At 69.2% G+C, this 13,155-nt stretch carries 9 protein-coding genes and 1 pseudogene; 7 read left to right on the top strand and 3 right to left on the bottom strand.

What is annotated here, in order from left to right; all coding sequences use genetic code 11:
* The 3 genes from H5J31_RS38205 to H5J31_RS38195 form a co-directional block, all read left to right on the top strand.
* Window positions 1-432, top strand: a 432-nt coding sequence (locus tag H5J31_RS38205) for a patatin-like phospholipase family protein (RefSeq protein WP_328701722.1), incomplete at its 5' end; no start/stop codon positions are given.
* Window positions 429-1,277, top strand: coding sequence for an SDR family oxidoreductase (locus H5J31_RS38200; RefSeq protein ID WP_181777531.1), 849 nt, complete (start codon window positions 429-431; stop codon window positions 1,275-1,277). The genes H5J31_RS38205 and H5J31_RS38200, both read left to right, overlap by 4 nt.
* On the top strand, window positions 1,274-2,755 hold the full coding sequence (locus H5J31_RS38195) for a flavin-containing monooxygenase (RefSeq protein ID WP_181777530.1): 1,482 nt from the start codon (window positions 1,274-1,276) through the stop codon (window positions 2,753-2,755). Before H5J31_RS38200 ends, H5J31_RS38195 begins: the two co-directional genes overlap by 4 nt.
* A gap of 63 nt (window positions 2,756-2,818) precedes the next feature.
* On the opposite strand, the gene H5J31_RS38190 is transcribed toward H5J31_RS38195, so the two are convergent.
* Complete coding sequence (locus H5J31_RS38190; protein ID WP_181777529.1) at window positions 2,819-3,571, bottom strand: hypothetical protein; 753 nt, start codon at window positions 3,569-3,571, stop codon at window positions 2,819-2,821.
* Window positions 3,572-3,575: 4 nt separating this feature from the next.
* Window positions 3,576-4,166, bottom strand: a complete 591-nt coding sequence (locus tag H5J31_RS38185; protein WP_181777528.1) for a papain-like cysteine protease family protein — start codon at window positions 4,164-4,166, stop codon at window positions 3,576-3,578.
* A gap of 383 nt (window positions 4,167-4,549) precedes the next feature.
* Between H5J31_RS38185 and H5J31_RS38180 the strand changes: the two genes are divergently transcribed.
* Window positions 4,550-7,363: a LuxR C-terminal-related transcriptional regulator gene (locus tag H5J31_RS38180; RefSeq protein ID WP_236005641.1), complete on the top strand. Its 2,814-nt coding sequence runs from the start codon at window positions 4,550-4,552 to the stop codon at window positions 7,361-7,363.
* A 441-nt stretch (window positions 7,364-7,804) separates the two neighbouring features.
* Here the strand turns inward: H5J31_RS38180 and H5J31_RS38175 are convergent, their stop codons facing one another.
* Window positions 7,805-9,097 carry an HNH endonuclease signature motif containing protein gene (locus H5J31_RS38175; RefSeq protein ID WP_181777526.1) on the bottom strand — a complete coding sequence of 431 codons (1,293 nt, stop codon included), beginning with the start codon at window positions 9,095-9,097 and terminating at the stop codon, window positions 7,805-7,807.
* Window positions 9,098-9,322: 225 nt separating this feature from the next.
* On the opposite strand from H5J31_RS38175, the gene H5J31_RS38170 reads away from it, so the two are divergent.
* From H5J31_RS38170 to H5J31_RS38160, 3 genes and pseudogenes are all read left to right on the top strand, one after another.
* Window positions 9,323-10,030 carry a TetR/AcrR family transcriptional regulator gene (locus tag H5J31_RS38170; RefSeq protein ID WP_181777525.1) on the top strand — a complete coding sequence of 236 codons (708 nt, stop codon included), beginning with the start codon at window positions 9,323-9,325 and terminating at the stop codon, window positions 10,028-10,030.
* On the top strand, window positions 10,030-12,558 hold the full coding sequence (locus H5J31_RS38165; RefSeq protein ID WP_181777524.1) for an ABC transporter ATP-binding protein/permease: 2,529 nt from the start codon (window positions 10,030-10,032) through the stop codon (window positions 12,556-12,558). The genes H5J31_RS38170 and H5J31_RS38165 overlap by 1 nt, the downstream gene beginning before the upstream one ends.
* A pseudogene (locus H5J31_RS38160) lies at window positions 12,555-13,155 on the top strand (iron ABC transporter permease); the annotation flags it as partial. The gene H5J31_RS38165 and the pseudogene H5J31_RS38160, both read left to right, overlap by 4 nt.

Genomic DNA, 13,155 nt, shown 5'->3' with positions numbered 1-13,155 from the left:
CGGCTCGGCGAGGCGATCGCCGCGTCGTGGGCGATCCCCGGCTGGTTCCCGCCGTCCCTTGTGGATGGACGTCCGCTCGTCGACGGTGGAACCGTTTCCCCGACTTCGGCCGATCTCCTGCTCGGCCACGACGTCGGCGAGGTCGTCCTGATCGCGCCGATGAGCAGCGAGGGCGGGGCACCCGCGCGGGGACCGGTCCGGCTGGAACGCCTGCTGCGGACGGCCATGACGCGGCGCGTGGACGACGAGACGCGACGGCTGCGCGCGTCGGGCGTCCGGGTGGTCCGGATCGAGCCGGGACCGGCCGACCTCGCCGCCATGGGCGCGAACTTCATGGACGGACGGCGGCGAGAGCACGTGCTCGCCACCGCGCTGAGGACGGCGCCGGATCTGGTCGCCGGGGCGTTCGAACGAGAGGGAGTGCGCGCATGAGCAAGTACCCGGTCCTCGATCTCGCTCGCGCGCATGTGGCGATCACCGGTGCGGGGCAAGGCATCGGCCGCGCGACCGCGGAACGGATGGCCGCCCGCGGCGCGCGGGTGTCCATCGGCGATCTCGACCTCGAAGCCGCCAAACGCACCGCCACCGACATCGGCGGGACCGCGCACCACCTCGACGTCGCCGATCCCGCGTCTTTCGCCGCCTTCCTCGGCGAGGCCGAGCAGGCGAACGGACCGCTGGCGGTGCTCGTCAACAACGCCGGGATCATGCCCAACGGCGGCTTCCTCGACCTCTCCGAAGCGCTGAACCGGGCGACCATGGAGGTCAACGTCTTCGGCGTCGTCCACGGGATGCGGCTGGCCCTGCCCGGCATGCTGGAACGCGGTCGCGGGCATATCGTCAACGTCGCGTCGCTGGCCGGGAAGTTCCCCGTCAAGGGGCTCGCGATCTACAACGCCAGCAAGTTCGCCGTCGTCGGGCTGACCGCGGCGACCCGGCTGGAGTACGCGACCCACGGCGTCAGCGTCTCCGCCGTGCTGCCGTCCGCCGTCGACACCGCGCTCGCGTCCGGACTGGACATGCGGCCGATCCCCAAGGTGAAACCGGGCCGGATCGCCGACGCCGTCGTGGATTCCGTCCGCACCCGCGCCGCGGAGATCGCCGTGCCCGGCTACGTCGGCGCGCTCGCGAGCCTCGCCGGCGTGACGCCCGAACCCGCGCTCAACGCGTTCCGCCGCCTCATGCGGGACGACCGGGCCCTGCGCCCCGACTCGCCGGAGCGAGCCGGTTATCGCGCCCGCCTCGACCAGGACACCCACCGGGAGGAAAACGCATGAACGCGCAGTACGACGCCGTCGTCGTCGGGGCCGGTTTCGGCGGGATGGGCGCGGCGATCCAGCTCAACCGGCTCGGCTACGACAACCTGCTCATCCTCGAACGCGAGTCCGATCTCGGCGGGACCTGGCATGTGAACCGCTATCCCGGGCTGGCCGTCGACATCCCGTCGGCCACCTACTCGTACTCGTTCGAACCGAATCCGCACTGGTCGCGGCTGTTCGCCCCGGGCGCGGAACTCAAGCGCTACGCCGAACACGTCGCCGACAAGTACCGGCTGCGGCGCTACATGCGATTCGGCACCGTGGTCACCGGCGCCGTCTGGGACGAGACGAACGCGCACTGGACGGTCTCCCGCGCCGGTGCCGAACCCGTCACCGCGAAGTACCTCCTCACCGCGACCGGATTCCTTTCCCAGCCCAAGAAACCCGATATCGCCGGGATCGACACCTTCGGCGGCAAGATCATCCACACCACCGCCTGGGACGACGACTACGACCTCGCGGGCAAACGCGTGGCGGTCATCGGCACCGGCGCGACCGCGGTCCAGCTGATCCCCGAGATCACGAAGGTGGCGCGGGAACTCACCGTGTACCAGCGGACCCCGATCTGGGTGAGTCCCAAACTGGACTTCCCGGTGCCCAAGGCCGTCCGGCGCGCGTTCGCCGCCGTGCCGCTCACGCAACGGGTCGCCCGGCTGACCGGGACCGCGCTGCTGGAACTGATGATGGTCTCCGGAGTGCTGCACTACAAGCAACTCCCGATGGCGAACCGGCTCGGAAAGCTGTGGTGCCGGGCACATCTGCGCCGTCAGGTGCGCGATCCGGGACTGCGCGCGGAATTGACCCCGCGCTATTCGTTCGGCTGCAAGCGGCCGACGTTCTCCAACGAGTACTACCCGGCGTTCACCAAGGACCACGTCCACCTGGAGACGACGTCCATCGCGCGGATCGACGAGACCGGCATCGAGACCGCCGACGGCGAGCGGCGGGACATCGACGTCCTGGTGCTGGCGACCGGATTCGACCTGTGGGAGGCCAACTTCCCGGCGGTCGAGATCATCGGACGCGGTGGCCGCGACCTCGGGAAGTGGTGGCGCGAGAACCGTTTCCAGGCCTACGAGGGCGTCGCGATCCCGAAGTTCCCCAACTTCATCTCGCTCAACAGCCCGTATTCCTACTCGGGGCTGTCCTATTTCACCACCATCGAGACGCAGATGCGCCATATGGACCGGCTGTTCGGCGCGATGCGACGACGCGGCGCGACCGAGTTCGAGGTCACGCGAGAGGCGAACGACGCGTTCCTCGACCGGATGACCGAACGCCTCGGCGACTCGATCTTCACCCTCGGGAACTGCGCCCCGGCCAACAGCTACTACTTCAACCCGCACGGCGAAGCGACCCTGCTCCGCCCGTCCTCGACCCTGAACGCCATCCGAGAGGCGGGGAGTTTCCCCATCGAGGACTACACCTTCGCCTAGGTGGGTCGTGAGTGGCGATTCGGGTTCTAACCCGAATCGCCACTCACGACCCTGCCTACGAGCTCACTGACGGCGGAGCCGGAAGGTGACGGCCGCGCCCGCCGCGGCGAGGAAGACCGCACCGATCGCGTAAGGCCACCACGGCACCGAGGTGTCGCCCACCGGCGAGGCACCGTAACCGCCGGCAGCGCCGGTGCGGTCGTAGGTCGAGCCGGGCAGCTTGTCGCCGTAGCGGCTCTGCAGGGCTTCGCGGTAGGCGGCGAGCGTCATCTTCTCGCCGGTCTTCGCGACGGACGATCCATCGAGGACGGTCACGGTGTTCCCGTCGACGGCGTACCAGGCACCGGCCTGCGGTTCGCTCAGGAGGTAGCCCTTGCCGGTCTGCGCGGCGAAGCGTTGTTCGACGTCACCGGAGGCGACGTTGTAGACCGACCAGCCGGAGCCTTCGCGCTGGGACCACACGGTCGCCGCGTCGCCGTTGCCCAAGGTGGCGGGAGTGGCGACGTAGGCGAGTGCCGCCGGCACGGCCGAGGTGCCGGCGATGAACGCCGCTGTCGGCTGGTAGACCGCGACCGACGTGCGGGGGTCCGCCTTGGCGGTTCTGGCCGCGACGGCCGTGTCCGCCTTGGCCGCACCGGGGAACACCGCCTTGGCGAGGCGCTGGCTGGTCGCGTCGCTGGTGACCACTGTGGACACCGCGGCGAGGTCGGCGGCCGAGGGCGCGCCGCTGGGCGATTCCGCGGCGGAAGCCTGCCCGCCCAGGGCGAGGGACAGTCCGATGGCCAGGATCGTGGCGCTGAGGAAGGTTCGCTTCATGGTTTCAGTCCTTGATCCCGTAGACGGTGTGGGTCCAGGTGAACGAGTTGTTGGACCGGTAGGCGTTGTAGCTCATCTGGTTGTACCGGGGGCTGGAACCCCACGGGTCGCCGTAGTAGACCGTCGTCGCGCCATTGGTGTTGTCGTAGCCGTAGAGCACGTGCATGTGGCCGCCACCGTTGCGCCAGCCGATCCGGGTGCCGATCGGCTGCCTGGCGTCGACCTGGCTCTTGATGGTGGCGAAGCTCAGCGTCTGGCCCGACGAGTTGTAGCTGCCGACGTTGCTGAACCCGAGCCACCGGAACACGCGCTGCTGGTCCGAGAGATAGCCCTGGTTGTTCGCACAGTCCGAACCGGACTCGTTGTGCGCGACCTGGCAGAACTTCGTCTGGGTCAGGGAGTGACCCCACCAGGCGGCGATGGTGTTGCCGCTGGCGTCCCAGCACCAGTTGCTCTTCTGCTGGGCTTGCATGGTGATCGGGATGGTGGTGGCCGCCGTCGTGGCGGGTACCGCGGAAGCGGGCGCCTGCAGGGCGACCATCGCGGCGACACCGGCGCAGGCCGTGGCCAGCCCGCGCCTGAATGAGGTCTTCACCGTCGGAACACTCCTAACTGGATGGTCGAAGCGGGAGCGCGCGCCGTCGGCGACCCTGAAGAGACGAGAGAGATCCGGCTACCCGAGCGGGCGACCGTCCGGCACGAGCGAACGACTAGCTCTGTGACGATGTAACCGAGGGGTACTGCGAACAGAATGAGATTCACCCGCAAGTGGCATCGGTGGCAAGGTGCGCGGCAATACCTAAGGGTCCGTATTACCTACGTAACTCCGGGCTCCCCGCAGGTCGACGTCGACCGAACGAGTTAACCGCGTCGGAAGGCAGTGACTCCAAAGGTGTGGACCAGCGGAAAAGGTCCATACGCCGGTCACTGTTCGTGTTCCCGCCTTTCGGCGGGTGTCCGATCGGTATGGTCCCGAGCATGCCGACGATCGGTGCGGCACCGGTGTTCGTGGCCCGCGACGCCGAACTGGCCGAACTGGTGCGCGTCACCACGAGCCCGCCCTCGGTCGCCGTCGTCGAGGGCGGACCGGGTGTGGGCCGGAGCCGTCTGCTCGAAGAACTGACGGCCCATCCCCGGATCGCGTCGCGCGTGGTCTGGTCCGCCCGTTGTGGTTCCTTCGCCCGCCCCTGCCGGCTGGCACCTCTGGTCGACGCACTGCTGGCGAAGAGCGACCTCGCCGCCGCCCACGCGTCCGGCTTCTCGCCGGTGACCGGTGTCCTGCGGCGGCTGATCCCGGAATGGTCGCCATGGCTGCCGCCGTTCCCGGAGGGCGTGGACGCCGGCACGATCCGGCAGCAGGAGTTCCGCGCGGTGCGGGAGGTCCTGGCCGGCTGCGGTCCGGCGGTCCTCGTCCTCGACGACGTCCACGCGGCCGACGACGACACGTGGGAGTTCCTGCGCGCGCTCGCGGCGTCCCCTTCGCCGTCGTTGAGCGTGGTGGTCGGTTCGGTGGCGTGCGGTACGCGGAGGTTCCCATCGCTGCGCGGAATCACCGCACATGTCTCGCTTTCGGCGTTCACCGTCGTCGAGGTGCGGACGCTGCTGGAAACCTCTTTCGGCCGCTGCGCACCGGAACTGGCGGAAGCCGTGCACCGGCGGACGGCCGGGATCGCGGTCGATCTGACCGCGCTGGCGCGGAGCCTCGACGGCCCGCTTTCGGCGGACAGGGCGGCGACCGCCGCCGTCCCGCCGATCGTGCGGGACCGCGTCGCCGAATTGATGGAGGCACTCGGCCCGGTCGCGCGGGACGTCGTGCGTGCGGCCGCGGTCCTGGGATCCCCGGGCGGGGAAGCGGACCTGGGCACGGTGTCGTCCGTGGACGACATCTCCGCCGCGGTCACGGAAGCGGTGGAAACGGGACTGCTGCGGGATCTCGGTTGCGGCCGGTACGTCCCGGGAAGCCCGCTGATCGCGGAAGCGGTCTACGCGCTGCTGCCCGGCCCTCGGCGGTGTGCGATGCACGGTCGCGCGGCCGCACGACTCGCCTCCGGAGACGAACCCGTCGCGTCCCTCGTCGCCCGGCACGCGCGGCTCGCGGGCGATCTCGCCCTGTGGACGAACTGGACGGGAGCCGCCGTCGACAACGCCATCGAGGACGGCCGGACCGAGGAAGCGAGCCGCCTGCTCGAAGCCGCCTTGCGGGACCCGGAACTACCGCGGATCGCGCGCGAGTCGTTCGCCGTCCGCCTCGGCCGGGAACTGCCACGCGGTATCGCCCACGCCGGCACGGTCCGGCTGCTGCGGGAGATCCTGCGCGAATGGCCGCTGAGCAAGGCCGCGCGCGGCGAGATCCGGGTCAACCTCGGCCGGGTGCTGGTCAATCAGGCGGGCAAGGTCGAGGCGGGCAGGCTGGAGATCGAACTGGGCGCGGCGGATCTCGGCAGGCGGCAGGCGCTGCTCGCCAGGGGACTGGTCACGCTGGCGCTGCCGCATATCGGCCTGGAGCCGGTCGAGGAGAACTTCCGCTGGCTCGAACAGGCCGAACAGGTCAGCAAAGGCGAGCAGGACGCCGAAGTGCTGGCCGCGATCACCGGGAACCGGCTGGCCGCGCGGATGCAGGTCGCCGATCCCGAGGCCTGGCACGAGGTCGCGTCCCTGCCGAGGGCGGCCGAATCCGCCGAGGTCTGCCGCCAGGTCGCCCGCGCCTACATCAATCTGGCTGACGCGGTGGCGTGGAACGGCCACTATCCGGTGGCGCGCAGCTATCTCGCGACCGCACGACGGCTGATTCGCGACGACCACCAGCCGTATCTGGACGCCTTGGCCGACGGTACGGAACTGCGCTTGGATCTCGCGATGGGGGAATGGTCGGTCCTCGTCGAGAAGTCGCGTGCGATGCTGACGCGGGTCCACGACGACAGCTCACTGGCCGCGGAACCGTTGCTGGTACTCGGCTGGTACGAGTACGGACAGCACCGGCCGTCGGCGGCGCTGCGCAGTTTCGACGCGGCGTTCGCACTTTCCGCGGGCAGCGTCCCGGTCCAGACCTCCGCCTACGCGGGCCGCGTCGCCGTCCACCAGGCGGGCAAGGATCTGCGGGCCGCCCGGCGGCTCGCCGAATACGGTCTGGAAACGGTGCGCCGCAAGACCAATTGGGTCTGGGCGGCGGAACTGATGCCGTTCGCCATCCGCACCATGCTCGGGCTGGGACAGCTCGTCGAAGCCAGGGAACTGCTCGCGGAGTACCGGCAGGGCATCGACGGTAAAGACGCGCCGCTCGCGAACGCGGCGGCACTGCTGTGCCGGGGCCTGCTCACCCAGGCTCGCGGGGAGACCCTCCCCGCCGGAGAGTTGCTGCTCGGCGCTGCGAAGGCCTACTACGCCTTGCCTCTCCCGTATTTCGCCGCCTACGCCGACGAACTCGCGGCCGGCTGCTTCGCCGAAGCGGGGGAGCGGGAACGCGCCGTCGGCTCGCTCACCACCGCGGAGACGGCGTACGCGAGTCTCGGCGCCGCCGTTGACGCGCTCCGGTGCCGCCGGTCGCTGCGGCGGTGTGATCCGGAGATGCCCCGGCGCGGTCGCAAAGGCTACGGGGAAACGTTGTCCCCCAGAGAACTCGAGGTCGCCCGGCTCGCCGCGCAGAACCTCACCAACCGGGAAATCGGCGAGCGGCTCTTCCTGTCCCCGCGCACGGTCGAGATCCACATCGGACGGGCACTGCGCAAACTGGGACTGCCCTCACGCACAGTCCTGACCGAGGATCTGCTTCGCGATGGATCCCGGACGGCTTGACCATCCTTCAGCGGGCCGGTCGCCCCGTGGCCATGCGGGCAGAAGAGACTCCGGATACGACGATCGTCCGGGGACGGTCACGCCACAAATCCCCGCACGTCCCCGACCGCCTGACGGCTACCACCGTCGCAGGCAAAACCGTGACACCGACCTTGCTGTGCCACAGACCGAAGACCAGGAACGTTCAACCAGAACCGCTCCTCCCCGCGCCCTCCAAAGACCTTCCGGGCTCACCTTCTGGAACCAACACCAACGGCACCCAGCTCAGCTCTTCGACGATCGCCCACGACGTGCAGGACCCGCACGCCCCACGTAACCCCGGCCGATCAGACAAAACGACCCTGAGAACACACAGGGGCGATGGGCATCCGTCAATCCCGGACCATGGGCATGCCGAAGGGCCCGTCGCCGGTTCGGTGGCGGGCTCTTCGGTTCCTGCGGTCACGCTGCGGCGCGGTGGAGGGTGTTGCGCCGGGGACTTCGTAACGGATCCCGATACTGGGGCGGGATGAACTCCGGCAACCCATCGGCCGCCATCCGCACCTCCCACTCACCGTGATGAATCAACCGATGATGAAAACCGCACAGCAGGACCAGATTCCGGAGATCGGTGCGTCCGCCGTCTGCCCAGTGATGAATATGGTGTGCGTGACAGTTCTTCGGCCGCCGATGACAACCCGGGAACGCACAACCCCCGTCGCGGATGTTCAACGCACGCCGCTGGCCGGGTGTGACGAACCGTCGGAGGCGCCCCACATCAAGGGGTTCTCCGGCGGCGTTCAGTACGACGGGCAGCATGAGACAGTCGCAGGCGGCCATCCGCGCTTGGCGGGCGGTCATCTCCCCGACATAGTCCAGGCAGGCTTTCCCGATCCCGGTCTTCAACTCGTCAAGACCGACGGTCACGTGGATCAGGGTCCGGTAGCCGCTGGTGCCCGGCTGATCCGGGCACGCGATCGCCAAATCCAGCAGTTCCGCCCACGCGTCACCCTGGCGTTCCGCTTTCGTGCGGAAGTCGGCCTGGCCGAACTCATCGACCGGGCGAGGCTTCGCATAAGCCTCAAGCGCAGCCGCCGTCCGGGCCCCGAGTTCATCGTCAAGAAGGCCCTTGATCTTCCAGAAGCCGTCTTTACGCCGTTCCACGGTGAGTTCACGACGCGGCTGCGCGGGTTCGGGATCCTTCGGCTCGGCACCGTCGGGATCCAGCAAGCCCAGCAGGGTGTTCCCCAGCTCCGAGACCTGACTGGGGCCCGCAGTCCGAGCGAGATCGGCGAGCCTCGTATCAGCGAACCCACGATCCTCGGCAGGCACCTCGGCCGGGATCTCTCTCAAGATCCCCAAGATCTGCTTGATCCGCTCTTGCCCGATCGCACCGTCCGCCGCCGCGGCAGCCGTCGCGGGCGCGAACGCGGGAACCTCACGGCCGTCCAAGGCACGCGTGGGATTCAGATCGATCGCCTGATTCACATACGGACGCGCCTCAGTCTGAGACAATCCGGCGACATCGGCGAACCACGCCAACGTCGTCCCATACCCATACAAATCCTTACAGCCCCGAGACTCGATCTCCGCCAGATACCGGCCCAGACCAGCAGAGGCGACCCGCATCAGCTGCAAGAACTGCTGCACGCCATGAGCAAGCTCCAGCTTGCCAGCGTGCCACAGTTCCTGCGGCAACTCGGGAACGAACGTCGTCTCGGACACACCCCAAGAATACCAAACTATGTCGAACATGTGTTCGTAATTTTAGGCCACATTTAAAAGTGGCCCGAATAACCCAGAAGGGTGATTTGGTCGTCGCGAGTCGACTACTGCGCGACCGCTATCGCACTTATCGCGGGTGGCCACGCAATCCGATGGCCGCTTCCGGTCGTCCCTCGCGGCGTGGTCCAACTGCCTCTTGACTCCAGGTAAGCCTAGCCTTAGTTTCCCGGTATAACTTTCTACCTGCGAGGTGAGATGTCGAGTACGAGGTCGATCGGTGGCCGTCCGGCCAGGATCGCGAGGGACGACATCCTGCGTGCCGGCCGCGAACTCGGGATGCGGCGGCTCAGTGTCAAGGCGGTCGCGGTCCGGCTGGGGGTGACCGCGACCGCCCTCTATCGGCATGTCGATGGGCGATGGGGGCTCGAGCGGCTGGTCGGGGAGAGCATCCTGGCCGAATTGGAGCTTCGTGACGACCCTGCCCACGACCTCGAACAGCACCTGCTGTCCTTCGCGCTGCAGATGCGGGGTTTCGTGCTGGAACACCCGGGTCTGGTGACCTACCTGCAGCTGCTGTTCCCCCGTGGCGACGGTGGGCAGCGGCTGTTGAACACCGAGGTCGACGCGCTTCTCCGTCGTGGTTACGGCACCGACGGGGCGATCGTGCTCAGCGGGGCGGTCGCGTCGCTGACCATCGCGATGACCGCGTCGGAGGAGAACAGCATCGCGGCCGAGGAGACCGACGGCGACGGGCTGGACCGCGAGCGGCAGGCGGTCCGCGACCTGTTGTCGCGGGACGACCGGCTGGCCGCGCCGTCCGCCGCGTTGCCCCAGCTACCGCGGCCCGAGTATGTGCGGCTGTTGCTGACCGCGGCGATCCGCGGGCTGATCGGGTCCTGCCCGCCGGGCAGGCCGGTCGCCGAGATGGTGGCCGATCTGGCGTCCACCGGAGAGGGTGTGTGATGGCGCGCGGGTTCCAAGGCGCGATGATGCGGGGCTTCGGTGGCAGAGACCACGAAGCCACCGTCGTCGGGACCGAAGAGATAACGCCGCGATTCGTGCGGCTCCGGTTCGCCTCGCCGACGCTGTTCGAGGACGTCGTCGTCGCGCCGACGGCGTGGCTCCGGTTCTGGTTCCCGGACCCCGAAGGCGGTCCGGCCGAATTCCAGCGTGCGTACACGCTCACCGAGGCGGACCCGGAGGCCGGGACGTTCGCGGTCGACGTCGTCCTCCACGAGCCCGCCGGTCCCGCGTCGCGGTGGGCACGGGAGGCGCGGCCGGGGGCGACGGTTCCGGTGATGTCCCTGGGTTCTTCGTCCTTCTCGGTCCCCGACGAGCTCCCCGCCGGCTACCTGCTGATCGGCGATTCCGCCTCGATCCCGGCGATCAACGCGATCCTCGAAGTGGTCCCGGCCGACGTTCCCGTCGAGGTGTATCTCGAAGAGCACGACGAGACCGACCGCCTGATCCCGCTGGGCGAGCATCCTCGGCTACGGGTGCACTGGGTGCCGCGCCGCGACGCGGCCTCGCTGGCGGCGGCGATCGAGACGCGTGACTGGACAGACTGGCACGCGTGGCTCGCGACGGAAGCCGGTTCCTTCAAACATCTGAAGACCCGCTTGAAGGAGACGTTCGGCTTCCCGAAGTCCGAAGTGTACGGCCGTGCCTACTGGTACCACGGCCGCGCGATGGGGTCCTTCCGTGGCAACAAAGAGGAATCGGCTCCGAAGGAAAGTATCCCGGAGACACCGGCGCCCAAGGGGGCGTGGCGCGCGCAGGCGGCTGGACGACTCTTGGCCCCGTTGAAGCCGACGCTGATCATCGCCGGAGTTCTGCAGGCCCTCGTGACGCTGGTCCGGCTCGCGCCGTTCGTGCTGGTGGTCGAGTTGGTCCGTCGACTGCTCGCGGGCGCCGCGGAGTCCTCGCTGTGGGCGACCGGGATCGCCGCGCTGGTGCTGCTGGGGGCGGGAACACTGCTGGAGTCCGCCGTCGTGCTCTGGCTGCACGCGGCCGACGCCCGGTTCGCCCGCGACCTGCGGCAACGTCTGCTGGGCAAGCTGGCGAGGCTGCCGCTCGGCTGGTTCACCGCGCGCGGTTCCGGCACGGTCGCGAAACTCGTACAGGGCGACACGCTTTCGCTCCACTATCTCGTCACGCACGCCGTTCCCGACGCGGTGGCGGCCGTCGTCGCCCCGGTCGCGGTGCTGGCCTACCTGTTCGCGGTGGACTGGCGGCTTGCGCTCGTCCTGCTCGTCCCGATCCTGGTGTACCTCGTCACCACGTCGATCATGGTCGTCCAATCGGGACCCAAGACCGGCGAGGCGATGCGGTGGGCCGAGCGGATGGCCGGGGAAGCGGGTGCCTACCTGGAGGGGCAGCCGGTGATCCGGGTGTTCGGCGGCGCGGCGGCCTCGTCGTTCCGCCGGCGGCTCGACGAGTACATCGCGTTCCTCGGCGACTGGCAGCGGCCGCTCACCGGCAAGAAGACGATGCTGGACTTCGCCACCCGGCCCGCCACCTTCCTGCTCCTGATCACCGGCGTCGGCACGCTGATGGTGGTCGGTGGCGGTGTGGAACCGGTGACACTGATCCCGTTCCTGCTGCTGGGAACCAGCTTCGGCGCACGGTTGCTGGGAATCGGCTACGGACTCGGCGGTGTTCGTGAGGGGATGCTCGCCGCCCGAAGGATTCAGGTCGTCCTCGACGAACCCGAATTGTCCACAGTGGAACGCAAAACCACGGCGGACGTCGAGCCCGGGGCAGTGGAACTGGACAAGGTCGGATTCGCTTACCGCACCGGAGTTCCCGTGCTGGAGGACGTCTCCCTGACCTTGCGTCCCGGCACGGTGACAGCCTTGGTCGGCCCGTCGGGAGCGGGGAAGTCGACGCTCGCCGCGCTGGTCGCGCGGTTCCACGACGTGACCGAAGGGGCGATCCGCGTCGGCGGCCACGACATCCGCACGTTCGCCGCCGACGAGCTCTACGGCCGGGTCGGGTTCGTGCTGCAGGATCCGCAACTCGTCCACGGAACCGTGCGGGAGAACATCGCGCTCGCCGTCCCCGACGCCACCGAAGAGCGGATCGTGACCGCCGCCCGCGACGCGCAGATCCACGAGCGGATCCTGCGCCTTCCTCAGGGTTACGACACCATCCTCGGCGCCGGTTCCCAGCTGTCCGGCGGGGAACGGCAGCGGGTCGCCATCGCCCGCGCGATCCTCACGGACGCCCCAGTCCTCGTCCTCGACGAGGCGACCGCCTTCGCCGATCCCGAGTCGGAGTACCTCGTGCAACAAGCGCTCGACCGGCTCACCGCGGGCCGGACCGTCCTGGTCATCGCCCACCGCCTGCACACCGTCACCGGTGCCGATCGGATCGTGGTCCTCGACCGCGGGAGGATCGCGGAAAGCGGGACGCATGAAGAACTGCTGGCTTCGGGCGGGCGCTACACCCGTCTGTGGCGGGCCGGAGCCGGCGCGGCGGTGACCGCGTGATCCGCACCTTGCTGGGCCTGATCCCCGCCGCACGCCGCGGCGCGTTCCGTCGCTACCTCGTGCTCGCCGTGCTTTCGGTGCTGCTGCGTGCGGCCGGTGTCGTCCTGCTGGTGCCGCTCGTGGGCGCCCTGTTCGGCGCGGACCCCGCCGGAGCGTTGCCCTGGCTGGGCGCGCTGGCCGTCGCCACGGCCGCGGGCTGGGCGGTCGACGCGGTGGTGGGGCGGCTCGGATTCGAACTCGGTTTCAGCGTGCTGGACCACGCCCAGCACGACGTCGCCGAGCATCTGACCCAGGTCAGACTGTCCTGGTTGGACAGTGAACACACGCAGACCGCGCGCCAGGCCATCGCCGCGACCGGTCCCGATCTCGTCGGCCTGGTCGGCTACCTGCTCACCCCGCTCCTCGGCGCCGTCCTGCTGCCGATCGCGGTCGCGCTGGCCCTGCTGCCGATCGCTTGGCCGCTCGGCGTCGCCGCGCTCGCCGGGGTCCCGGTGCTGCTCGGCGCGTTGTGGGCGACCGGCCGGATCACCCGGCGCGCCGATCACGCCGCCGCCGACGCGAACACGGCGCTGACCGAGCGGATCGTCGAATTCGCGC

The sequence above is a fragment of the Amycolatopsis pittospori genome, from assembly GCF_013870525.1.
Lineage (GTDB): Bacteria > Actinomycetota > Actinomycetes > Mycobacteriales > Pseudonocardiaceae > Amycolatopsis > Amycolatopsis pittospori.
The sequence above is the reverse complement of the archived record's forward strand: the minus strand, read 5'-3'. Positions and strand labels throughout refer to the sequence as shown.

Bases quoted from the DNA above. Each gene is read 5' to 3' on its own strand.
- H5J31_RS38200 (WP_181777531.1), top strand. From the start codon at position 429: ATGAGCAAGTACCCGGTCCTCGATCTCGCTCGCGCGCATGTGGCGATC.
- H5J31_RS38195 (WP_181777530.1), top strand. From the start codon at position 1,274: ATGAACGCGCAGTACGACGCCGTCGTCGTCGGGGCCGGTTTCGGCGGG.
- H5J31_RS38190 (WP_181777529.1), bottom strand. From the start codon at position 3,571: ATGAAGCGAACCTTCCTCAGCGCCACGATCCTGGCCATCGGACTGTCC.
- H5J31_RS38180 (WP_236005641.1), top strand. From the start codon at position 4,550: ATGCCGACGATCGGTGCGGCACCGGTGTTCGTGGCCCGCGACGCCGAA.
- H5J31_RS38175 (WP_181777526.1), bottom strand. From the start codon at position 9,097: ATGTTCGACATAGTTTGGTATTCTTGGGGTGTGTCCGAGACGACGTTC.
- H5J31_RS38170 (WP_181777525.1), top strand. From the start codon at position 9,323: ATGTCGAGTACGAGGTCGATCGGTGGCCGTCCGGCCAGGATCGCGAGG.
- H5J31_RS38165 (WP_181777524.1), top strand. From the start codon at position 10,030: ATGGCGCGCGGGTTCCAAGGCGCGATGATGCGGGGCTTCGGTGGCAGA.